The organism is Comamonas thiooxydans, assembly GCF_002157685.2.
GTDB classification, from domain to species: domain Bacteria; phylum Pseudomonadota; class Gammaproteobacteria; order Burkholderiales; family Burkholderiaceae_C; genus Comamonas; species Comamonas testosteroni_H.
The window spans coordinates 5,812,214-5,834,941 of sequence record NZ_AP026738.1; the positions used below are offsets into that span (position 1 = coordinate 5,812,214).

A 22,728-nucleotide genomic window follows, 5' to 3' on the forward strand; every position below is an offset into this window, starting at 1 on the left:
GATCTCTTCAGGCTGGCAAGAGCTTGCAGGATGCAGCCGCCACCAGCGCACGTCAACCGTGACAGTCCCCGATCTGGCCACCGGAAATCGACAACGCCAATACCCAAATACAGCTGTCAGCGCCTTGAAGATCAGCACTGACCGCTGTTTGGCAATGACTATTCAAGCCTGCGCAGCTTCCGTCTGATGGCGGGCCATGGCAGCAATCACCTCGGCCACCGAAGCCGTGAGCTTCTTGGCATAGGGCACATGGAGGAATTCGTTGGGGCCGTGGGCATTGCTCTTGGGGCCCAGCACGCCGCAGACCATCATCTGCGCCTTGGGAAAGCCCTTGCTCAGCATGTTCATCAGCGGAATCGTGCCGCCCTGGCCGATATAGCCGCAGCCGGCACCGAAATGGGCCCGGCTGGCGGCATTGAGCGCATTCTCGAACCAGCCGTCCATGCCCGGCGCATTCCAGCCGCTGGAGCTGGACAGGCCTTCCCAGGTCACCCTGGCCTCATAGGGCGCGTTGTCCTCCAGCAAGGCTTTCATCTCCTGCACGCAGGCTGCGGCATCGACCAGCGGCGGCAGGCGCAAGCTGAGCTTGAAGGCCGTGTAGGGGCGCAGCACATTGCCGGCATTTTGCAGATTGGGCATGCCCTCCACACCGGTCACGCTCAGCGTGGGCTCCCAGGTGCGGCGCACCAGCGCCTGGACCGGATCGGTGGTCGTGGGCAGGGACACACGGGCCGAGCCGCCGCAGTCGTAGTGCGCCCAGGGAAAGCGCGCATAGGCGTCCTCGCCGAGTATCTCCGCCGTGGCGCGGATCTGCGCCATGCGCTCGACCGGCACCTCGCAGTGAAAGCTCTGCGGCAGCACGCGGCCGTTCTTGCTGTCCTCGAGACGGTCCAGCACCTGACGCATGATGCGAAAGGACGATGGCACCACGCCCGAGGCATCGCCCGAGTGCACACCCTCGGTGAGGATCTGCACCTTGAGCGTGCCGCTGGCCATGCCGCGCAGGCTGGTGGTCAGCCACAGCTGGTCGTAGTTGCCGGCACCGCTGTCGAGACAGATCACCAGGCCCACATCGCCCAGACGCGGGCGCAAGGCATCCACATAGGGCAGCAGATCGGCCGAGCCGCTTTCCTCGCAGGTCTCGATGATGGCCACGATGCGCGGATGGGGCACGTTCTGGCGCTTGAGCTCCTGAATCGCCGCCACGCTGGCATAGACCGCATAGCCGTCGTCGGCTCCGCCACGGCCATAGAGCTTGCCGTCCTCGTATTTGGGCGTCCAGGGGCCCAGATCGCTGCGCCAGCCTTCGAACTCGGGCTGCTTGTCGAGGTGGCCGTACATCAGCACCGTGGGGCTGGTCGAGGCCTTCTCTGCCGTGCCTTCCACCTCGAAGAAGATGACCGGCGTGCGCCCCGGCTGCTGAATCACTTCCAGCGTCAGCCCGGCCACCTTCTGCGCCTCCACCCAGGCCGCAGCGTTGCGCAGCACGGTGGCGATATGGCCTTGCTGCTCCCAATCGGGCGCAAACATGGGCGACTTGGCGGGGATGGTGATGTAGTTGGTCAGCTCGGGGACGATGCTCTGGTCCCACTGCTCGGTGATGTGCTGCAGCGCATCCTGGGGCTGCAGCAGATTGGCGGGAGTGCGTGCGTTCATGGTCGGCTCCTTCAGTGACGGGGCTGCGAGCCATGACGGGCCCGCGCCATGCCCGTGATTGTGCGCCAATGCCGACGCCTGCGCCGCAGGCATTGACATGGCGGATCAGGGTTTAGTGCAATGTCAGCGCCCCACGCTCCAATTGAAAGCGGGAAACCTCCGTCAGCAGGCTTTCGGCCTGTTGGCGCAGCCCCTCTGCAGCGGCTGCGCTTTCCTCCACCAGGGCGGCGTTTTGCTGCGTGGCCCGGTCCATCTGCATGACAGCCTCGCCGACCTGGGCCACGCCTGCGCTCTGCTCGCTACTCGCTGCGCTGATCTCGCCCATGATGTCCGTCACGCGGTGAATGGCTCTGACGATCTCGTCCATGGTGTGACCTGCCTGGTCGACCAGAGCACTGCCGTCTGCCACGCGTTCCACGCTGGCAGTGATCAGGGTCTTGATTTCCTTGGCCGCATCGGCGCTGCGCCCCGCCAGGGCGCGCACCTCGCTGGCCACCACGGCAAAGCCTCGGCCCTGTTCACCGGCGCGTGCAGCCTCCACGGCCGCGTTCAGTGCCAGGATATTGGTCTGGAAGGCGATGGAGTCTATGACGCCGATGATGTCGGCAATGCGCGAGCTGCTGGTGTTGATGTCCTGCATGGTCTGCACAACGCGCGCTACTACGGCACCGCCCTCCTGGGCCACTTGCGAGGCGTTCTGCGCCAACTGATTGGCCGTCTGGGCGCTATCGGCGTTCTGGCGCACGGTGGCGCTGAGCTGCTCCATGCTGGCCGCCGTTTCCTCCAGCGCGCTGGCCTGGCTTTCGGTACGGGCAGACAGGTCGGCATTGCCCTGGGCAATCTCGCTGGAGGCATGTTGCATCTGCACCGATGCGCCGTGCACGCGCCGGACCAGTTCGCGCAGCCCGCCGCGCATGGCTTGCAGATCGGACATCAGCCCCCGGGCCATGCCGCCCGAGCTCCCATCGGTCAGATCGCCATCGGCCACACGGCGCAACGCCTTGCGCGCATCGGCCGGGTCTCCGCCCAGCTCGCTGCGCAGCGTGCGCACCATCACCCAGAGCAGCGTGGCCGAGATGACCACGGCCAGCAGGGCCAGCAAACCCGACCACAGCTGCATGCGCTGGGCGCTGGCACGGGTGGTCACATGCGATGCCTCGGCCTCATCACGGGCCGCCTTGAGCTGTTGCAGCACAGCTTCGCGCAACTTGCGCCAAGCCGGGGTTTCCCGGGTCTTGAGCGCGGCGGCGGCGGTGTCATAGTCCTCGGCCGCCAGAGTCACGATCTGGTCCTGCGCTTCGGACTGGGCCTGGCGCAAGGCCTGCAGGCTCTTGACGGCGACTTCCATGGCCGTGCCCTGCACGCGCTGGCTCAGATCGTCATAAGCGGCGTCATAGGCCCGACGGGCATTGCCCAGGTTCTGCACGGCCTGCCCGTCCGACGGATCCATCACGATATTGCGCAGTGCTTGGCCCGATTGCAGACCCTGGGCATACAGCTCCTGCAACTGCGCCACCACGGCTTGATTGTTCCTCAGATAGTCGTCGAAGTCGGACTGTGTGCGGGCCAGCCCCCACTGGCTGCTGAGCAGCGCCAAAACAAACAAGGCTGCAGGTGCAGCCGAGCAAAAAATGAGACGGGAACTAAAACGCATGGCAAGGCGCGCACCGGCCGAAGCTTCGGCGCATTGATTCAGATCAAAAAGAAATAAGCAATTGATTATGAATCAAATGCTTACATCTTCGCATTGCAGCAGCACCGCCGCCTTGCCGCAGGAGTGCGGCCTTCTCAGATTTAAGAGCTTCCGACTCTTATCAGGCGTTGAATTCGATGTGAATCAATACCCGATTCATTGCCAATGAATCGTAATTAGCTACTGTTTCAAGAGCAGCAATCAGGCATGTTCGAAGTGAAACACCGCCGTTGTCGCCAACAGATTGGGCAGGCTCCTCACCACCTGCCCGTTTTGCAGACCGAAGGAGTCGCGAATGCGCAGGCGGTTCTTGGTGGCCAGCACCTCGAAGTCCTTGTAGGTGCCCACCCGGATATTCGGCGTGTCATACCACTGATAGGGCAGGCGACGCGTGACCGGCATGCGCCCGCGCAGCACGGAAAAGCGATTTTGCCAATGTGCAAAGTTGGGAAAGGCAACCACGCCTTGCTTGCCGATGCGGGCCGTCTCCTGCAGCATCACTTCGGCATTGCGCAAATGCTGCAAGGTGTCGATCTGCAGCACCACATCGAAGCTGTTGTCGCCGAAGATGGCCAGGCCATCCTCCAGATTGAGCTGCAGCACGTTCACGCCGCGGCGCGTACAGGCCAGCACATTGGCGTCGTCCAGCTCCACGCCATAGCCCGTACAGCCGCGCTCGCGCACCAGATGCTCGAGCAACGCGCCGTCGCCACAACCCAGGTCCAGCACGCGTGCGCCTTCGGGCACCAACTGGGCAATGGCTTTCATGGTGGTCAACTCGGTCATGCGGCTTCTCCTACGCGTTCGGCGGTGTTCAGTTCTTTGGCAATGCCTTCAAAATAGGAGCGCATCACGCCCATATAGCGTGGGTCATCAAGCAAAAACGCATCATGACCATGGGGGGCGTCGATCTCGGCATAGCTGACGTCGCGGTTGTTCTCCAGCAGTGACTTGACGATCTCTCGGCTGCGCGCCGGGGCAAAGCGCCAGTCCGTCGTGAAGCTCACCAGCAGGAACCGGGCCTTGGCCACGGCCAGCGCCCGGGTCAGATCGCCGTCATGGGAGCGCGCCGGATCGAAATAGTCCAGTGCGCGCGTGATGAGCAGATAGGTGTTTGCGTCAAAGTAGCCGCTGAACTTCTCGCCCTGGTAGCGCAGATAGCTCTCGATCTGGAACTCCACATCCTGGGTGCTGTACAGGTAATCGCGCCGATCCGACGCCGGGCCGCCCCGAGCCAGGTCAGTCCCCTCAGCGGGGAGCGCCGAGGCCCTGAGGCTGCGGCCGAACTTCTGGTTCATCACGTCATCGCTCAGATAGGTGATGTGGCCTATCATGCGCGCGATGCGCAGACCGCGCGCGGGCACCACGCCATGCTCGTAGAAATGGCCGCCGTTGAAATCCGGGTCGGTGACGATGGCACGACGTGCCACCTCGTTGAAAGCGATGTTCTCGGCGTTCAGATTCGGCGCGCTGGCCACCACCACGGCATGGCGCATGCGCTCGGGATGGCGCAGCGTCCAGGACAGGGCCTGCATGCCGCCCAGGCTGCCGCCCAGCACGGCGGCGAGCCTCTCGATGCCCAGGCGGTCCAGCAGACGCGCCTGCGCATCCACCCAGTCCTCCACCGTCACCACGGGAAAATCCGCTCCATAGGGCTTGCCCGTGGCCGAGTTGGTGTGCATGGGGCCGGTAGAGCCGAAGCAGGAGCCCAGATTGTTGATGCCGATGACAAAGAACTTGTCGGTATCGACGGGCTTGCCCGGGCCGATCATGTTGTCCCACCAGCCTTCGCTCTTGGGCTGGCCCTCGTAGCTGCCGGCTACATGATGGGAGGCATTGAGCGCATGACAGACCACGATGGCGTTGCTCTTGTCGGCATTGAGCTGGCCATAGGTCTCGAAGGCAAGATCGTAATCGGCGATGGAACCACCGCTCTGCAAGGGCAGCGGCTCATCAAAATGCATGAACTGAGGTGTCGCGATGAAGGACATATGAAAAAACCCGGCATCGCTAAAAACGAGGCCGGGTCGGTGTACTGTCACTTCGCGGACGGGTCTTTAGCTGGATTTATAAAGCGCCCGCAAGCTTTGGCAAATCGGCGCGTGAAAAATACAGTGTACTGCATTCATTGCACCGAACTCAAAAGGAGACTGTCAAAGCTGTCCAAGCCTTTTGAGCCTTGTGCAAATAGCTATGCTTTTGGTAGTTTCACACTTTGGTCAGGAGCGCCGCCACACCCAGCACCAGGAAGATCACGGCGCACACACGGTGAATCGTCTTGATCGGTAGCTTCTTGGTGATCTTCTCGCCAAACCACACCACCGGTGCATTGGCCAGCATCATGCCCAGCGTGGTTCCAGCCACCACCCAGTAATACGACAGAGGGTACTTGGCGGCTAGGCCCACCGTGGCCAGTTGGGTCTTGTCCCCCATCTCGGCTAGGAAGAACAGCATCAGCGTCGTACCGAAGACACCCCAACGCCCGGCGCCATTGCCGGTGTCGTCATCGTCTAACTTGTCGGGAATCAGCATCCAGCCCGCCATGAGGATGAATGAAACCCCCAGGATCCAGCGCAGCACGTCGGGACCCAGCATCGTGGTGATCCAGTTGCCCACGGCGCCGGCCAGAGCATGGTTGACCAGCGTCGCGACAAAAATGCCGGCCACGATGGGCAGTGGTTTGCGGAACTTGGCTGCCAGTACCAATGACAGCAGTTGGGTCTTGTCCCCCATCTCGGCCAGGGCGACGATGGAGGTAGATATGAGAAAGGCTTCCATGATGGGGATAGACGGCCGGAGTTGCCAGAACGCATTGATCACGCACCGACTCCGGCCTATCTCTTCATAGGTTTTCTCGGTACGTAATCAATGGTCTCGACCGGTCGCACCGCGCATTGCACGCTGTGCCGCATGCGCCATAGGTCACGAGGACCCAAGTCTGTTGACGCATGCATCCGGCAGCTGGCTGCCGAACGGCCTACTCCCCAAAGAAAGTAAGCCGTCATTCTATCTGTTTAACCCTGTAAGACAACTGCTTATTTGAATATTCAAAATTTTGTATTTCAGGGTAACTCCCATAAGGACAATGTTGTTACAAACACGAAATTTGATCTTTTCGTAATACTACGGCTTCTCTTGTGACTCATAATGCACGAGTCTTTGTCTGGAAAGCAATTTCTGGATGGGGCAAGTGCGTTAGCGTCTCTAATGTTGTCATCCAAGGCTGACTCCCTAGGGCTCCATCGCGTTTTCAAGTTTTTTCAGGAGTCCAGCATGGGCAACAAGCTTTACGTAGGCAATCTGCCTTACTCTTTCCGCGACCAAGATCTGCAAGACAGCTTCAGCGAGTTCGGCACTGTGAACAGCGCCAAGGTGATGATGGAGCGCGACACCGGCCGTTCCAAGGGCTTTGGTTTTGTGGAAATGGGCAGCGATGCCGAGGCGCAAGCCGCTATCCAGGGCCTGCACGGCCAAAACCGTGGCGGCCGTGACCTGGTCGTGAACGAAGCACGTCCCATGGAACCCCGTCCTCCCCGTTCCGGCGGCTTTGGCGGCGGTTTCGGTGGCGGCCGTGAAGGCGGTGGCGGTTTCGGCGGTGGCCGTGGTGACGGCGGCTTCGGCGGCGGCCGTGGCGATGGCGGCTACGGCCGTCGCAATAGCTACTAATCAGTTATTGCCAATAACAAAAAAGGATCTTCGGATCCTTTTTTTGTTGCTAAACGTTAGCAACGCGGTTTTCGAGCATTTATTTTTTTCCTTGTTCTCCGTCATAATTCCTTTCTCGGGGCATTTCCCGTTCACAAGCGAATAGGTGTTCAGGATTCTTTTTCATGTTTCCCATGGAAATACGACGACCATCCTGAATTCAATCGCGCCATTGAAGCATTGAGGAGCTAGGAGTTATTAATGGGCAATAAGCTGTATGTCGGCAACCTTCCTTATGGTGTGCGCGACAACGATCTGGAGCAGGCGTTCGGCCAGTTTGGCGCCGTCGCAAGTGCGCGCGTCATGATGGAACGAGACACCGGCCGCTCCAAAGGCTTTGGTTTTGTGGAAATGGCCAGTGAAGCGGAAGCACAGGCTGCCATTCAGGGTATGAATGGCCAACCCCTGGGTGGTCGCAGCCTCGTCGTGAATGAAGCGCGCCCCATGGAACCCCGTCCTCCTCGATCCGGCGGTTTTGGCGGCGGCTTCCGCGGTGAAGGCGGTTTTGGCGGTGGTAATCGCGATGGTGGTTATGGTGGCGGCCGTAGTGAAGGCGGTGGCTATGGCCGCGGCGACGGCGGTGGCTATGGTGGTGGTGGTCGCGGCGAAGGCGGCTTCCGCAGCCCCTATGGCTCAGGCCCACGCCACGGTGGTCGCGGCGGCTACGGTGGTGGTAATAACCACGGCGAATGAGCTTCTGTTAACAGCTCGAAAATAAAGGCACGATAGCGTGCCTTTATTTATTTTCGAGGACATTCAAATGCATAGTCATTTTCCCAATGTCTTCCACTCAATCCTTTTTTAGATGCCTGGGCTTTCTGGTTTTCCCCAGAGTCAATCTATCCCACAGATAAGCGGGCAACACCCGCATTACGCTGCCGACAATCCTCATCTGCCAGGGAATAATCGCATATCTGGCTTTGCGCTCGATAACCCGAAAGGCACGCCTTGCGAACTCCTCGGGCGAGAGCAGAAAAGGCATGGAATACGGATTATTTTTCGTCAACGGAGTGTCCACATAGCCAGGCAATAAACTGGTCACAGAGACTCCGGATTTCTGCAACTCAACACGCAGACTCTCACAATAAGCAATGGCTGCCGCTTTACTGGCCGAATATGCGGCATGGCCGGGCAAGCCGCGAATACCAGCCACACTGCAAATACCTACCAGACGCCCGGAACCGCGTCGCACCATGGGCGTAATAAACGGCTGAAAGCTTGCCGCCAGCCCCATGGTGTTGCTGGCCAGCACCTGCTGCATGACCTCAAGATCCTCGCGCAAGGAGGTATCCACGCCCCAGCTGACCCCCGCGTTGGCGATAACGACATCGGGCAGACCCTGGCGCTCAAGACAGGCCTTCGCAGCACCGCAGATGCTGTCGATGTCCGTGACATCCGCGCCATAGACAGCGTAGCGGGATGCATCCATGTGCCTGGACCGCGCCCATTGCTCCATGAGGACGGTGCGTCTGGCCACCAATGCGATCGACCAGCCACGCTGATAGTAGTACCAGGCCAGGGCCTGCCCTATGCCGCTGGAAGCACCGGTGATATAGACGAGTCCGGCACCATGCCCTGTCATGATTTACGGCTTCTGGCTGGGCAGGATGACACCCTTGACCCGCCCCTGCATCTGCAGAATCTGATCAAGGTGCGCGTACTGCATGCTGTCACCCGTGAATCTGTCATTGCCACGGGTCATGACCACAGGTTTGTTGGTGCTGACGCGCTCGTCATTGGGCCAGATTTGCAGGAACTCGCTCTCCAGCCGCATGGCAGGCAAGGCCTTCTGGGTTGCAGTTGCAGGCACCGGCTCGCGCTGAATGACGGCCTGGCCGAACATCTGGATTTCCGAGCCGTCGCCATTGCTCAATGCACGGTTGGAGCTGCCCACGGTCTTGCGTCCATCAGGCGTGAAGCTCAGCATGCGTGCATCGTAGACTTCCAGCGTATCGGTATCGGGAAAGTGCTCACCTGTCGCGCCATTCAGGCGATTTTTGAGGCGGCCCGATGCTTCGAAATTCTTGATGACGAAGTCTTTGAGGAAATAGTCCGGATCGTGCCGCACGGCCTTCTCCGTGCCACTGACAATCGGCTTGGGAGCATTGCGCACCAGCCACCAGGTGCCCAGCGCCAGCAGGCCCATGATGAGCACCGGGAGGTACATCGAGGCCTTGTCGCCCACACGGCGCCATTGCCCGCTCATGAGCCATACCCCGAAAGCAGCGCCGCATAAACACCATTGGCGGCCAGCAGCAGATCGCAGAACTGCCGCACCGCCCCCTCTCCGCCATTCTTGCCACTGACCCAGTCCGCCACATGGGATGCCTCGTCATGGGCATTGGCGGGTGCGCAGGAAAAGTGGCTGCGACGCATGACGGGAAGATCGGGCCAGTCGTCCCCCATGGCGGCGGCCTGCTGCCATTGCAGACCCAGTTCAGCCAAGATGGACTCGGCAGCCGGCACTTTGTCTTCCGTGCCAAAGCGCGCATGTTCAATGCCCAGTTGCTTCAAGCGCAAACGCAGCGGCGCGGAGTCTCGCCCCGTCACCACGGCTGGCGTGATGCCAGCCTTTTGCAACATTTTCAGGCCATGACCATCCAGCGTATGGAAGCGCTTGAGGACCTCACCCTCACCCGAGAAGTAAAGGCCGCCGTCGGTCAGGACGCCATCCACATCGAAGAAGACCACGCGAATTCCCTGGGCCTTGAGCAACAGCTGCGGGTCCCATTGCTGGCGGGGTGTCAGAGCAGGTCGGTTCATCAAATCACCTTGGCGCGCATCAGATCGCGAATATGCACCACACCCTGCAGGCGCTGGTTGTCATCGGCCACCAGCACTGCGGTAATGCCATGCTCTTCCATCATGCGGGCCGCGGCCACCGCCAGCAGATCAGGCTTGATCGTCAGAGGCCTGGCGTGCATGACGTCCTGCGCCGTGCGGCTGCGCAGGTCCACGCCGGCTTCCACACAGCGGCGCAAATCACCATCGGTAAAGATCCCCACCAGCTCACCGGCTGCGTTGACCACGGCGGAGCAACCCAGGCCCTTGGCACTCATCTCGCGCATCAGGTCCACGCTGCTTACGTCCTGGGCAACCTGGGGCACATCGACACCACGACGCATCACGTCGCGCACATGGGTCAGCAGGCGCCGACCCAGCGCTCCACCAGGATGCGAGCGCGCAAAATCCTCGGCGCCAAAGCCACGGGCGTCGAGCAGGGCCACGGCCAGCGCATCTCCCATGGCCAGCTGGGCGGTCGTGCTCGCAGTGGGCGCCAGATTCAGAGGACAGGCTTCCTTGTCGACGCGTGTATCCAGCACCCAGTCTGCATGCTTGGCCAGTGTCGATTGCAGACCGCCGGTCACGGCCACCAGGGGCACGCCCATGCGCTTGATGGCGGGCAACACGCCAGTCAGCTCATCGGTCTCGCCGCTATTGGACAGAGCCAGCACCAGATCGTCCTGTGTCAGCATGCCCAGGTCGCCATGACTGGCTTCTGCGGGATGCACGAAAAAGGAGGGGGTCCCTGTGGACGCGAGCGTCGCAGCCACCTTCCGGCCCACATGCCCGCTTTTGCCCATGCCCATGACCACCACCCGGCCCGGCAACTGCAGAATGCGCTGCACCACGGCCGTGAATGCGCCATTGAGGCGCTCGGACATGGAACGCAGGGCGGCGGCCTCGATATCCAGGGCCTCGCGGGCCAGGTTCAAAGCTCGCGGTGCGTCGATCAGACGCGAATTGGCAGCATCAGAATTCATGCCCGGATTTTAGCCAGCCCCTGCCAGCCGGGCAGCGGGCAACATCCCTTTGACCTGCATTTCAGGCCCGAGCCCATACACTGACGAGCATTCAAGAAACTCAGGCCAGCCATGCAATCTTCCACCAGCGTCAACGACTATCTGCGCGACCATATCCGTACCGTGCCGGACTGGCCTGCACCGGGCGTGCAGTTCCGCGACATCACGCCCCTGCTGCAGGACCCCAAAGTCTTTCGCGTCATGACCGACGCCTTTGTGCACCGTTACATGGACCCCAAGCTGCGCCCCGATGTGGTCGCAGGTCTGGATGCCCGCGGATTCATTCTGGGTGCCGTGATCGCGCACGAGCTCAATGTCGGCTTTGTGCCCATCCGCAAAAAAGGCAAGCTGCCCTTCACCACGGTCGAAGAAACCTATGAGCTCGAATACGGTAGCGCCACCGTGGAACTGCATACCGATGCCGTCAAGTCCGGCGACCGTGTGTTGCTGATCGACGATTTGATCGCCACCGGCGGCACCATGATGGCCGGCAAGAAGCTGCTGGAAAAACTGGGGGCTACCGTGGTGGAAGGCGCAGCGATTGTGGATCTGCCGGAACTGGGCGGTTCCAAGCACCTCAAGGACAGCGGCCTGCCCCTGTTCACTCTGGTCGACTTTGCCGGACACTGAACAGCCCCGCAACAGCCCTGGATCAGCGCAGCTCTCCGTACTGCGTCGTGCCCAGAGAGCCCAGTCCGGACACGGCAAATTCGCCGCCTTCCTCATGGCCGGAGCCAGGGCCCAGCAATGGCGCCTGGCGTGATTGGCGCACACTCGCGGGCGATACAGCAGCCATGGCCACTGCCTGCTTGAACGCATCCATTTCCTGCGCGTCAATGGGCTCGAAAGAGCGGCCTGAATGTGCCGCGACCGGAGCATGGCGTGGCGCCTTCATCGGGGGTACGGCCCCGTCAAACTGCGTCTGCGCAAAATCAGGGCTGGCAGCGCTTTGAAGCTGCCCATTCACGCGCCAGTAAACGGCGTGAACCCCTGCATCCATGCGAGTTCTGGCGAGCTCGGCAATCAAGGCCTCGATACGTCTTTGCTGCGGAGCATCCGCAGCGTATGCAGGAGCCAGATCCACCATCACGACAAAGCGCTGGCCGACGTTGTCCAGCGAAAGCACCTTGAACTTGTAGCCGGCAGAGAGAATGCCGACCCTGACCATGGCTTCGCGCACGATGACGTACAGCTGCTCGCGTCTGGCCGAGCGCTCCCGGCGCTGCGACTGACGCGCCCCCGGATCATCCTCGTGGCGCGATGCTGGCGTACCGTCGTCTTGACGAGGCGCGCGAGAAAACCATCGAAACAGGGACATGGGCACACTCGATCAGGCAATATTTACAAGAGGACACATTCTGCCTCTTGGTCTGAAGCAGCTCATGACATTGGCTGAAATATTAGCCGTTGTCCGACGTGGATCAAGCCGCCAAACCGGCCGGAACACAAAAAATCTTCACTCAGGTGCTGGCCACCCGGCGACGACTGTCCCCTGCACGGCGGGCCAGTACCTGACCTGCCATGGTCAGCAGCGCCAGGGCCAGAGCAGGCTGACGGTTGGCAATTTCGGAATAACGCAGCGCTGTCAGACACCATAGACGGCTGGGCGCTGCGGCCTGAACCGTGGCCTTGCGTGGTCGATGGGCAAAGAAGGCCCCTTCCCCCACAATCGCCCCCGGCCCCACCAGAGCCAGGCGGATTCTTTCCTTCGAATCCTGGTAATGCACGCTCAGCGAGCCGTACTCCACCAGGTACAGATTGCGATCCAGCGCCCCTTCGGCAAACAACACCTCGCTGGCCGCCAGATTGATCGGCTGCAGATACGGCGCCAGCAACTCCCATTGAGCGGCACTGAGCACGTTTTGAGCGGTATCGGTGGCAACCGAGGTCGTCATCGCCTGGATCAGCGCCGACAAATCCTGAGGTGTTGAAGCGAACATAAGCAGTGAGTAGAACGCGAACGCCGCATGCCATCCGGGTGGACAAATCCGGATACACATCCCGGCCGCTCAGGGTAAAAGAAATTCATAGCGCGCCATGGCTCACCATCAACGCAGGGTGAATGCTAAGCGACTCTGACAGTCCCGCCAATCACTTGCGGTACGGAGTTGCTTTTACTTCCCCAAAGCGTCTGCATCTTCATTCGCGTCAAAGCAAAAAAGGATCGATGATTCGATCCTTTTTTGATAGCTTACATTGCTCTTCCCATTAGGGTTAGCGCCATTCCCCAGGGAAATCAGCCATTGGCGCGCTTTTCCAGGATCTCGAAAGCGGGCAACTTCTTGCCCTCCAGCACTTCCAGGAAGGCTCCGCCGCCGGTGGAGATGTAGCCCACGTCCTTTTCAATGCCGTACTTGGCAATGGCGGCCAGAGTATCACCGCCGCCGGCAATGCTGAAGGCGGGGGACTCGGCAATCGCCTGGGCGATGACCTTGGTGCCATTGGCAAACTGGTCGAACTCGAACACGCCCACGGGGCCGTTCCAGACGATGGTGCCGGCCTTTTTGAGCTGCTCTGCCAGCAGGGCTGCTGTTTCCGGGCCGATGTCCAGAATCATGTCGTCGTCCGCCACTTCGGAGGCCTTCTTGACGGTGGCCACGGCGTCGGCAGCAAAGGTCTTGGCGGTGACCACATCGGTGGGCACGGGCACATTGGCACCACGGGCAGCCATGGCGTCGATCACGGCCTTGGCATCGGCCACCAGATCGGGCTCGGCCAGGCTCTTGCCGATCTTCAGACCGGCAGCCAGCATGAAGGTGTTGGCAATGCCGCCGCCCACGATGAGCTGGTCCACCTTGTCGGCCAGGCTCTTGAGGATGGTCAGCTTGGTGGACACCTTGGAGCCTGCCACGATGGCGGCCAGGGGACGTGCGGGCGCTGCCAGGGCCTTGTTCAACGCGTCGATCTCGGCCGACAGCAGCGGGCCGGCACAGGCGATGGGGGCGTATTCGGCGATGCCGTAGGTCGTGCCTTCGGCGCGGTGAGCGGTGCCGAAGGCGTCGTTCACAAAGATGTCGCAGAGCTTGGCCAGCTTCTGGGCCAGCTCGGGCTTGTTCTTCTTTTCACCCACGTTGACACGGCAGTTCTCGAGCAGCACGACCTGGCCAGGGGCAATCTGCACGCCGTCCACCCAGTTGGCGACCAGGGGCACATCGCGGCCCAGCAGCTCGGACAGGCGCTTGGCCACGGGAGCCAGCGAGTCCTGGGGCTTGAATTCACCTTCGGTGGGGCGGCCCAGGTGGCTGGTGACCATCACGGCAGCGCCTGCCTTCAAAGCCATTTCAATCGCAGGCACGGAAGCGCGCACACGCGTGTCTTCGGTGATTTCACCAGCGTCGTTCAGGGGCACATTCAGGTCGGCACGGATGAAAACACGTTGGCCCTGGGCCTTGCCCTGGGCGCACAGATCGGAGAAGCGGATGATGTTCATGCAGCAAAAAAGCGACTCCGAAAGTCGCCCATACAAAGGTTGGAAAACAAAAAATCTGTCTGCATTTTAGGTCGTTCACCCTTTGCAGCCATCGTTTTCATCCGCTTACTCGACTCAAAAACAGGAGCATCTTGCACATGCTGTAACTAGGTTTCAGACCTTTTTAGCGGTAGCCCATATGAAAACAGGAGCACGCAGCTCCTGTTTTCTGTGGCCCTGGGGCTACCAGCCCATACCGATATGTAGCGGCAGGTAGATTGCCATGCCCAGTGCGATGGTTCCGAGAATGCTGCGCTTGTAAAAAAAATACACCACAGAAGCGGCCAGCGCAGGCAGTCGCGCATCGGCCAGACTATTGATCAGCTGACCATTGCTCATCACGATCTCGGGCGCAATCACTGCGGCCAGGGCCGCCAGCGGCGCGTATTTGAGCCCGCGCTTGAGCCAGTTGGGCAGCGGCAGTTCACGCTCGGGGATCATGAAAAAAGCACGCGTGATCAGCGTGATGAGGGCCAGACCGATACAGGCGACGATGACCCAGAAACTGCTCATCATGACCGCTCCTCCTCATTCTTCACCGCAGACAGTCGGCTGGCCTGTTTTTGCAGTTGCTCGGCCGTCAGGCCTGCAGCCACCGCAGCTGCGATCGCCACCAAGATATTGAGCTTGAGCGGCAGCGCAAAAGCCGCCACGGCTGCCGTACAGGCCACGATGGAGGCCACCCAGGTTGCGCGGTCCTTGAGCATGGACAGCAGCACGCCCAACAACGCTAGCACACCGGCAAAGCCCAGCCCCCAGGACAGAGGAATCTGGTCGGCCAGGAAAATGCCCAGCGTTGACGGGATCTGCCAGGCCAGCCAGTTGGTCAGAGCCGCACCCCAGAAATAGGGCAGTTGCTCGGGCTGCGGCCTGGCCTCTGGGTAGCGGCTCATGAAGTTCACGAAAATCACATCGCCGCTGAAATAGGCGACGGCCAGACGGTGACGCAGACTCAGGTTGGCGAAATAGCTGCGCCACATGCTGGACAGGATCACAAAACGCAGGTTCACGCAGATGGCGGTGAACCAGACCACCCACAGCGGCGCCCCCACGGCCATCAGCGGCAGCACGGCCAGCTGGGCACTGCCCGCATAGACAGTCAAACCCATGAGCAGCGCCAGGGGAACGGACAGGCCGCTTTTGACCATGGCCACGCCGGTTACCAGGCCCCAGGCAGCGATGCCCAAGGCGGTGCCGCCCATCTCCTTGGAGCCGACCCAGAAGAACGGATCCCTGACTATCGATTTCGCACGCTGACTCAGCGTGAACGCCATATCCGTCATACCTCGCCAGCACCCTCGCCCAGTTGCGCGCCTGCGGGCAGCTCGAAACCACGCAGAAAATCGCCTGCGGCCAGACGCTTGCCACCCGCGCGCTGCAACAGCGTCATATTGAGCACGCCACTGCCACAGGCCACGCGCACACCCCGAGCGTCGGCCGACAGCACGGAACCGGGCACGCCGCTGCCTTGCTGGGCCTCTGCTTCCCAGACCTTGATGGCTTCACCGCCCAGGCTGGTGGCGCCGCCAGGGAAAGGATTGAAGGCACGCAGGCGGCGCGCAATGACATCAGCGCTTTCGCTCCAGTCGATCAGGCTCTCGGCCTTCTCGATCTTGTGTGCATAGCTCACGCCATCAGCGGGCTGTGGCGTGCGCGGCAGACCGCCGCAGGCCGCCATTTCCAGCGCTTCCACGATCAGGCGGCCGCCCAGCGTGGCCAGCTTGTCGTGCAGACTGGCCGTGGTGTCTTGCGCAGCAATCGGCAGGCGCTCGATCAAGCACATATCGCCGGTATCCAGGCCTGCATCCATCTGCATGATGGTGACGCCAGTTTCAGCGTCACCGGCCTCGATGGCGCGATGAATCGGCGCTGCACCGCGCCAGCGCGGCAGCAGGCTGGCGTGGATGTTCAGGCAGCCCAGGCGCGGCGTATCGAGCACCCACTGCGGCAGGATCAGGCCATAGGCCGCCACCACCATCACATCGGCCTGAGCGGCATCGATCGCGGCCTTGGCGGCAGCGGCATCTTCGGGATATTTGCCGTCCAGACGCAGACTCAACGGCTGAGCCACTGCGATGCCATGCTCCAAAGCGCACTGCTTGACGGGAGAGGCTTGCAGCTTCATGCCGCGCCCGGCCGGACGGTCCGGTTGGGTCAGCACCAGCGGAACTTCAAAACCTGCAGCCAGCAGACTCTCCAGGGCCACGCGCGCAAATTCGGGCGTGCCGGCAAAAATGACTTTCATGGGACTCACAAATTAAAAAGGCAGCCACCGGCTGCCAGATGTTCAAAGATGCGGCTCTTTGAAGTAAATGCTCTCATCGGTGAACATGACCTTCTGCACCACACCTTGCGGGTCTATGTGCACATGGGCACGCCGAGCAACGGTATTGTCCAGAAAACGGTAAGTCCAGATGTCACCTTTGAAGCTGTAGACCCTCTCGACCTTGGCGGGCGGGCCGAACATGCGGTAGACATCGTCACGGGTATCCACACCATTGCGCAACGCGAAAAAGTGCGCCGTATCCAGCACCTGCTCCACACGCACCAGCTTGTGCCGGGCATCGAAGTCCATGTGATAGACCTGCTGACCGGCAGGCTGCTGGCTATAGACCAGGCGCTGACCGCCCTCGGGCAGAGGCACAACCAGAGTGGGTTTGCCCATGCCTTTTTCCACCTCGGCCTGAGGCATGCCAGGCTTTTGCCACTGGGGCACCATGCAACCCGCCAGCCCCACCGCCAGCAGACTGGCAGTCAATAGTGTTTGCAGGCGAGGCAGGGACATGGACACTCCGATCAGGCCCTCAGGGCCTGCTTCTGGGCTTTGACCAATTTGGTCTTGATGCGATTGCGCTTCAGCGGCGAGAGGTATTCGACAAACACCTTGCCCAGCAGGTGATCCATCTCGTGCTGGATGCAGATGGCCAGCATGCCTTCGGCGTCGATCTCACGGCTGTTGCCGTTCTCGTCCAGGGCCTTGACCTTGACGGCAATAGAGCGCTCCACGCCGTCGTAGATGCCGGGCACGGACAGACAGCCTTCCTCGCCCAGCTGCTTTTCCTCGCTGGCCCAGAGAATCTCGGGGTTGATCAAAGCCATGGGCTCGTTGCGCTTCTCGGACACGTCGATCACGATGACGCGCTCATGCACGTCGATCTGTGTCGCAGCCAAGCCGATGCCCTGGGCGTCATACATGGTCTCGAGCATGTCTTTCACCAGGGTCTGGATGCGCTCGTCCACCTGCGCCACGGGTTGGGCGACCTTGTGAAGACGGGGATCGGGATAGCAGAGGATGGGAAGAATGGCCATGGTGTCTCGGTAAATCTGTCGTTATTGTCCCAACATTTGACGCCAAACGCTTGTCACGCCCTCAATAAACATTGATCTATCGAGGCCTTGCATCGAGAATTTCGACACATTTGTAAGACTTGTTGGCTGGCTATGCCAAGATCGGCCACAGTGCGGCGACGCGAGGGACGCTGCAGCAAACGAATCCCGCCAGAAGGAACTTCATGACCGCATTTGCCACTGCACGCGCCTTGAGCATTGGAGCCACATTGCTTGCAGCCCTGACTTCGGTCCACGCCCAAAGCTATCCTGTAACCGCCACCCAGCGCTCCACCGCACAGCAAGTCGCTCAGCAAGGCATCCCCGAGAACGAACTGGCGCCCAACGCTCCCGCGCAGTACACCGTCAAGCGCGGCGACACGCTCTGGGGCATCTCTGGCATGTATCTGCGCCAGCCCTGGCGCTGGCCCGAACTCTGGGGCATGAACCTCTCCAGCATCGCCAACCCGCATCAGATCTACCCCGGCCAGGTGCTGTATCTGGTGCGCAGCAACGGTTATGCCCGCCTGTCGACCACTGCCCCCAACGGCGATTCCGAGGTGGTGCGTCTGTCGCCGCAAACGCGTGAATCGTCACTGAACGACCTGGCCCTGCCCACGCTGCCGCCGCATCTGATCGAGCCCTTCCTGGCCGAGCCGCTGGTGGTGGACAGCCAGGCACTGGCACAAGCACCGCGCATCATCGCCACCCAGGACAAGCGCGTGCTCATGGCCAATGGCGATCGCGCCTATGTACGCAACTCCGGTGGCGCACTGGTCACCGCCGGCAAGGGCCGGCCCGCGAGCTATCGCATCTTCCGCGATGCCACGCCTCTCAAGGACCCCGTCACCGGGGAAATCCTGGGCTACGAGGCCAAGTACCTGGGCAGTGCCACCGTGGCGCGTGGCGAGACCTTGCTGGAATCCGAGCCAGGCCAGCCTGTACAGACCACGCCAGGAACAGTGGACATCATCCGCTCCAAGAATGAAATCCGCGCAGGTGACCGTCTGCTGCCCTCGCCCGAGCAGCAGTATCTGAGCTATGTGCCCCATGCCTCGCACAAAGCGGTGGATGCCGCCGTGGTCTCCATCTATGGCGACTCGGTGGGCTATAACGCAGCTCAGAATCAGGTCATTGCCATCAACAAGGGAGCCCAGGACGGCATGGACATCGGCGCAGTGCTGGAACTCGTCAGCAAGGGCAATGTCATCGTGGACAAGACCAGCCCCAGCCGTGACCGGGTGAAGCTGCCCGATGAGGCCAATGGCTATGCCATGGTCTTCAAGGTGTTTGACCGGGTTTCCTACGCGCTCATCACCACGGCCCAGCGTGGCGTGAATGTGGGCGATGCCCTGCAGTCGCCCCAACCCTGAATGGAGCATGAGCATGGTGTCGCCCCCTTCACAAGATGCGCACCATGCCCTACCCGATGCCGAAATTCTGGCTTGGCTGCGCCTGCTGCTGACACCAGGTCTTGGACGCACCACGGCACGCCGCCTGCTGGCCAGAGCCGGTAGTGCAGACGCGGTCTGGCGACTGCCGCGGTCCACATGGGCGGAATGCGCCACTCAGGCTCAGATCAAGGCGCTGACAGAGCTCCCGGCAGACTGGGAAAAGCATTGCAGCACCCTGGCTCGGTGGCTGGCCTCGCCCGCACCGGGTATCTTGCACACCGTGATTCATCTGGGCAACTCTCAGTACCCGGACTGCCTGTTGCAGACTGAAGATCCACCCCTGCTGCTGTTTGTCCAAGGTCCGGCGGCACTGCTGGCATCTACCCGGCCCTGGTTTCCCTACCCCGCCACCCTGGCCATGGTGGGCAGCCGCAATCCATCCGCCCAGGGCGTCATCAATGCGCGCAGCATGGCACTGGCACTGGCCGAGCAAGGGCTGTGCATAGTCTCAGGTCTGGCACGCGGCATCGATGCAGCTGCCCATGAGGGAGCACTTCAGGCCCGCTCAGGCCCTACCCCCTGCACGATTGCCGTCGTCGGCACCGGCCTCGATCAGGTCTATCCGCGTGCGCACACCCAACTGGCGCAGCAAATTGCGCGCAACGGGCTGGTCATCAGCGAATACCTGCTGGGCAGCGAGCCCCTGCCCCGGCATTTCCCTCAGCGCAACCGCATCATCTCCGGCCTGTCGCAAGGCACCCTGGTGGTGGAAGCCGCCCTTCAGTCGGGCTCGCTGATCACGGCCCGCCTGGCCAACGAGCAGGGACGCGAAGTCTTTGCCATCCCCGGCTCCATCCACGCGCCGCAGGCCAAGGGCTGCCATGCGCTGATACGCCAGGGCGCCAAGCTGGTGGAAACCGCCGACAACGTGCTCGAAGAGCTTCAGGGGCTGAAACCCGCTACAACCCAGTCTGATAAAGCGCAAGATGCTATCGAAAATAAGGCATCCGTCTCGGAGCACCCGTTGCTGCAGGCGCTGGGCCATGACCCCATGACACTGGAGTCCTTGAGCGATCGCACGGGCTGGGATGCCGCCCATCTGCAGGCGCAGCTGATGGAGCTGGAGCTCGACGGCTTGGTCGCGCGCCTGCCTGGCGGCCTGTACCAGCGCCTCAATCAAGGCTGAAACGCCCCGGAGCTCGCGCCCACCGGGACGACGCCTCGCGCCTGTGGGTCAGGCCAGTCTTTCCGGATTCGCCTGAATTTTCTGCAGTGCATCGCGCGTGGCGCGCACCGTCAGCGCCTCGGCGTCATGCACGGCCAGCAGGCCGGCCTGCAGATAGGTCGCCATGCGTTGCGCCTGCAGCAGATAACAGTGTCCATCCAGCGAGGCGAACAAATGCAGATGCTTGCGACGGCTATGCCAGACATATTGCACCTGCACACGGGCACCGTTGTGGTCCAGCGTGAACCAGCGACCGCCTTCCAACGACTGGGCCCACTCCAGCATGGCGGGCTCCACCGGGCTGTCCGTGTTGGGAATGACGTTCAGATCGCCCGCATCCACGCCCAGCATCAGCTCTATGCTCTCGCTGGACAGCGGCATATCGTCGAGCTTGCCGTCCTCGCTGATGTATTTTTCCAGCTCCGCCAGGCGCTTGGCCATGGCCTCGATACGCTCGGCCGGAATGGCTGCCGTCTTGGACATGAAGGCCTGGGCCAGCGTATCGGTCAACACCTTGATCGTGGCCGACTGCTTATCGCCGGTCACGCTCACCAGCTCCAGCCCTTCACGCAGGGTCTGCAGCAAGGTCGGCAAGCCCTGGATGACACGCGCGCGCTCCTGACGCAAGGGCTTGGCGCTGGCCGACCAGACCAGCTCGCTGGCCGCCTGCTTGAGGCGCATGGCCCGTGCATCCTTGGCGCCATAGCGCACGGTGGCCATGGCCAGTACATCGGCCCAGGATTTGAAGAGAAAGTCTCGCACCTCTTCGCGCACCGGCATATCGGTGAGCATATTGCGCAGCTCTATGGTGTACTGGATGGCCAGCGTTTCCTTCTGCTCCACCTGCTGAGCCACGCTGGTGATCTTGGCCGTGGACCGGTTCTGGGCAAAGTGCCTGGTGAGGAATTCCTCGAACTCGCGCAGCACCAGAGCAAAGACCTTCTGCCCGGTTTCAGGGTACTGCTCTATCACCTGGACCACGCGGCGGATCTCGGTCTCCAGCGCATTGCCGTTGATGCTGCTGGCGTCAAAACCCATGACGCAGGAGCCCATGCGATCGATCAGCTTGCGCGCCGGGTGATTGAGGTCGCTGAAGAACTGCGGCTCGGCCAGGGCCACGCGCAACACGGGGACCTGCAGACGCGCGAACCAGACGCGAATGGACGGTGGCAGCCGGTCTTCCGAAAGAATGCTCTGGAACATCAACGCCACCACCTCGATGGTCGCCTTCTCGCTCTTGGTCTCGGCCTTTTGCTTCCAGTCGGCCGAGCGCTCGCGCACCAGATTGACCAGCTGGCCGATCGCTGCCGGACTGTAGTCCATGACAGGCATGGCCATGGCCGAACCGGCCGCAGAAGGATACTGGGCCTGGAGCTCGACCGCCATCAGCTGTTGCTGCTCCTGCAGCGCCTGCGCCAGAGCGGCAGACGCAGGAGGCATGGGAACGACAGGCGCGCCGGGCATCAGACCTGGAATGCCGACCGCAGGCTGGCTCAGCACCTGGCGCAGCTGATTCATAGCATCCAGCGCGCGATGGCGCGCCCGCGCCAGCATGCCCAGGCCGGCGCTGGCGCCTGGCGACAGGGCAATGCCCGGAGCCATCCCAGGCCCGGCGCCCAGGCCAGCAGCCATACCAGCCGACATGTACTGCATGGCAGAGTTGACCCAACCCGCATCGGACGCGTTGCCATAGCCGCTGCTGGCGCCCAGATGCATGGCACCGGTGGACGGACCACCCTCGGTGCGTCGCACGCGCAGCGGGGCATCCTGGGCCTTGCTGACGCCCTTCGCATCCAGCAGCTTGTGCAGGATGCTGTATTCGGACTCCATCAGCGGTGCCAGCGCATTTTGCAGGGGCTCCACGGCCCTCAGCAAATGCTTTCGCTCCATGCCGCTGCCAAGCCATTGCTCGACCAGATGCAGGCAGATGGTCTCGGCACGGAACATGTCCTGGGAAGCCAGCTCATGACCCTCCAGCGCCTGAATGCGCAGGCGCATGGCCTCGAAGCCGGGCTGCAGCGTCTCTCCCATGGCCAAGGCCATGCGGGAGGCCAGAATCCTGTTTTCGACGACATCGTCGCTGAGCAGCTCGAAGGTCAGCGGAGCTGAGCCTGAAGCAGTGCTCTCGGCTCCACCAGAGGGTGGCTTGCGGGCAGCCTGCTGCAGCGCCTGAGCACCTGCCTGCAACCAGGCGTCCTTGTTCTGCTGAAAGCCGACCCAGGCCTCGCGCCACTCCTGCATCTCCTTGGCAGTGGAGACGGCACTGCTCTGGTTGGAGAGGAATTCATCCAGTTGCTGAGCTACCTTGGGCAGGCCCTGACAAATGCCATGGACCCAACGCAAGCGCGCCTGCCAGCCCAGCTGTTGCGGGGCCGCAGGCGCGGTGGAGGAAGACTGCGAGAGAGCCATTCCGTAAGTGTAATGGCGGCAGAAGCAGTTATGCACCCGCCGCAATG

Annotated in this window: 23 protein-coding genes; 5 read left to right on the plus strand and 18 right to left on the minus strand. The window is 61.7% G+C overall.

Annotated elements, in window-relative coordinates; translation table 11 throughout:
• Positions 1-162 precede the first annotated feature (162 nt).
• From CTR2_RS27075 to CTR2_RS27095, 5 genes are all read right to left on the minus strand, one after another.
• Positions 163-1,656 (minus strand): M20 family metallopeptidase, encoded by a 1,494-nt coding sequence (locus CTR2_RS27075; protein ID WP_087085639.1) that lies wholly within the window; start codon positions 1,654-1,656, stop codon positions 163-165.
• 112 nt (positions 1,657-1,768) lie between these two features.
• Positions 1,769-3,253 carry a methyl-accepting chemotaxis protein gene (locus CTR2_RS27080; RefSeq protein ID WP_087085638.1) on the minus strand — a complete coding sequence of 495 codons (1,485 nt, stop codon included), beginning with the start codon at positions 3,251-3,253 and terminating at the stop codon, positions 1,769-1,771.
• Between the two features lie 297 nt (positions 3,254-3,550).
• A complete protein-coding gene (metW, locus tag CTR2_RS27085; protein ID WP_003066861.1) occupies positions 3,551-4,135 on the minus strand; it encodes a methionine biosynthesis protein MetW in 585 nt (194 codons plus the stop codon).
• Positions 4,132-5,340: a homoserine O-succinyltransferase MetX gene (metX, locus tag CTR2_RS27090; RefSeq protein WP_087085637.1), complete on the minus strand. Its 1,209-nt coding sequence runs from the start codon at positions 5,338-5,340 to the stop codon at positions 4,132-4,134. Before metX ends, metW begins: the two co-directional genes overlap by 4 nt.
• Before the next feature lie 217 nt (positions 5,341-5,557).
• Positions 5,558-6,127 carry a TMEM165/GDT1 family protein gene (locus CTR2_RS27095; RefSeq protein ID WP_087085636.1) on the minus strand — a complete coding sequence of 190 codons (570 nt, stop codon included), beginning with the start codon at positions 6,125-6,127 and terminating at the stop codon, positions 5,558-5,560.
• Positions 6,128-6,622: 495 nt separating this feature from the next.
• On the opposite strand from CTR2_RS27095, the gene CTR2_RS27100 reads away from it, so the two are divergent.
• The gene (locus CTR2_RS27100; RefSeq protein WP_003072279.1) at positions 6,623-7,015 is read left to right on the plus strand and encodes an RNA recognition motif domain-containing protein; all 393 of its coding nucleotides are present in this window, start codon (positions 6,623-6,625) and stop codon (positions 7,013-7,015) included.
• 240 nt (positions 7,016-7,255) lie between these two features.
• A complete protein-coding gene (locus CTR2_RS27105) occupies positions 7,256-7,747 on the plus strand; it encodes an RNA recognition motif domain-containing protein (RefSeq protein WP_087085635.1) in 492 nt (163 codons plus the stop codon).
• A 97-nt stretch (positions 7,748-7,844) separates the two neighbouring features.
• Here CTR2_RS27105 and CTR2_RS27110 read toward each other — a convergent pair whose 3' ends face one another.
• The 4 genes from CTR2_RS27110 to CTR2_RS27125 are packed head-to-tail and all read right to left on the minus strand — an operon-like array spanning position 7,845 to position 10,818.
• Positions 7,845-8,636, minus strand: a complete 792-nt coding sequence (locus CTR2_RS27110; protein ID WP_087085634.1) for an SDR family oxidoreductase — start codon at positions 8,634-8,636, stop codon at positions 7,845-7,847.
• 3 nt (positions 8,637-8,639) lie between these two features.
• Positions 8,640-9,260, minus strand: coding sequence for an LPS export ABC transporter periplasmic protein LptC (gene lptC / locus CTR2_RS27115; RefSeq protein WP_087085633.1), 621 nt, complete (start codon positions 9,258-9,260; stop codon positions 8,640-8,642).
• A complete protein-coding gene (locus tag CTR2_RS27120; RefSeq protein ID WP_087085632.1) occupies positions 9,257-9,817 on the minus strand; it encodes a KdsC family phosphatase in 561 nt (186 codons plus the stop codon). Before CTR2_RS27120 ends, lptC begins: the two co-directional genes overlap by 4 nt.
• On the minus strand, positions 9,817-10,818 hold the full coding sequence (locus CTR2_RS27125) for a KpsF/GutQ family sugar-phosphate isomerase (RefSeq protein ID WP_087085631.1): 1,002 nt from the start codon (positions 10,816-10,818) through the stop codon (positions 9,817-9,819). The genes CTR2_RS27120 and CTR2_RS27125 overlap by 1 nt, the downstream gene beginning before the upstream one ends.
• 111 nt (positions 10,819-10,929) lie before the next feature.
• On the opposite strand from CTR2_RS27125, the gene CTR2_RS27130 reads away from it, so the two are divergent.
• Positions 10,930-11,487: an adenine phosphoribosyltransferase gene (locus tag CTR2_RS27130; RefSeq protein ID WP_087085630.1), complete on the plus strand. Its 558-nt coding sequence runs from the start codon at positions 10,930-10,932 to the stop codon at positions 11,485-11,487.
• A 22-nt stretch (positions 11,488-11,509) separates the two neighbouring features.
• On the opposite strand, the gene CTR2_RS27135 is transcribed toward CTR2_RS27130, so the two are convergent.
• From CTR2_RS27135 to def, 8 genes are all read right to left on the minus strand, one after another.
• Complete coding sequence (locus tag CTR2_RS27135) at positions 11,510-12,175, minus strand: hypothetical protein (RefSeq protein WP_087085629.1); 666 nt, start codon at positions 12,173-12,175, stop codon at positions 11,510-11,512.
• Positions 12,176-12,317: 142 nt separating this feature from the next.
• A complete protein-coding gene (locus CTR2_RS27140; protein ID WP_034347941.1) occupies positions 12,318-12,797 on the minus strand; it encodes a Crp/Fnr family transcriptional regulator in 480 nt (159 codons plus the stop codon).
• Between the two features lie 296 nt (positions 12,798-13,093).
• Positions 13,094-14,287, minus strand: coding sequence for a phosphoglycerate kinase (locus CTR2_RS27145; RefSeq protein ID WP_034394464.1), 1,194 nt, complete (start codon positions 14,285-14,287; stop codon positions 13,094-13,096).
• A 222-nt stretch (positions 14,288-14,509) separates the two neighbouring features.
• Positions 14,510-14,842, minus strand: coding sequence for an AzlD domain-containing protein (locus CTR2_RS27150; protein WP_087085628.1), 333 nt, complete (start codon positions 14,840-14,842; stop codon positions 14,510-14,512).
• Positions 14,839-15,609 (minus strand): AzlC family ABC transporter permease, encoded by a 771-nt coding sequence (locus CTR2_RS27155; RefSeq protein WP_087085627.1) that lies wholly within the window; start codon positions 15,607-15,609, stop codon positions 14,839-14,841. The genes CTR2_RS27150 and CTR2_RS27155 overlap by 4 nt, the downstream gene beginning before the upstream one ends.
• Positions 15,606-16,571 carry a methionyl-tRNA formyltransferase gene (fmt, locus tag CTR2_RS27160; RefSeq protein WP_087085626.1) on the minus strand — a complete coding sequence of 322 codons (966 nt, stop codon included), beginning with the start codon at positions 16,569-16,571 and terminating at the stop codon, positions 15,606-15,608. The genes CTR2_RS27155 and fmt overlap by 4 nt, the downstream gene beginning before the upstream one ends.
• Positions 16,572-16,613: 42 nt before the next feature.
• Positions 16,614-17,111: a hypothetical protein gene (locus CTR2_RS27165; RefSeq protein WP_087085625.1), complete on the minus strand. Its 498-nt coding sequence runs from the start codon at positions 17,109-17,111 to the stop codon at positions 16,614-16,616.
• Between the two features lie 11 nt (positions 17,112-17,122).
• Positions 17,123-17,635 carry a peptide deformylase gene (gene def, locus CTR2_RS27170; protein WP_087085624.1) on the minus strand — a complete coding sequence of 171 codons (513 nt, stop codon included), beginning with the start codon at positions 17,633-17,635 and terminating at the stop codon, positions 17,123-17,125.
• A 203-nt stretch (positions 17,636-17,838) separates the two neighbouring features.
• On the opposite strand from def, the gene CTR2_RS27175 reads away from it, so the two are divergent.
• The gene (locus CTR2_RS27175) at positions 17,839-19,026 is read left to right on the plus strand and encodes a LysM peptidoglycan-binding domain-containing protein (protein WP_087085623.1); all 1,188 of its coding nucleotides are present in this window, start codon (positions 17,839-17,841) and stop codon (positions 19,024-19,026) included.
• A 13-nt stretch (positions 19,027-19,039) separates the two neighbouring features.
• Positions 19,040-20,233, plus strand: a complete 1,194-nt coding sequence (gene dprA, locus CTR2_RS27180; RefSeq protein ID WP_087085789.1) for a DNA-processing protein DprA — start codon at positions 19,040-19,042, stop codon at positions 20,231-20,233.
• 48 nt (positions 20,234-20,281) lie between these two features.
• Here the strand turns inward: dprA and CTR2_RS27185 are convergent, their stop codons facing one another.
• Positions 20,282-22,681 (minus strand): DUF1631 domain-containing protein, encoded by a 2,400-nt coding sequence (locus CTR2_RS27185; protein ID WP_087085622.1) that lies wholly within the window; start codon positions 22,679-22,681, stop codon positions 20,282-20,284.
• Between the last annotated feature and the right edge of the window lie 47 nt (positions 22,682-22,728).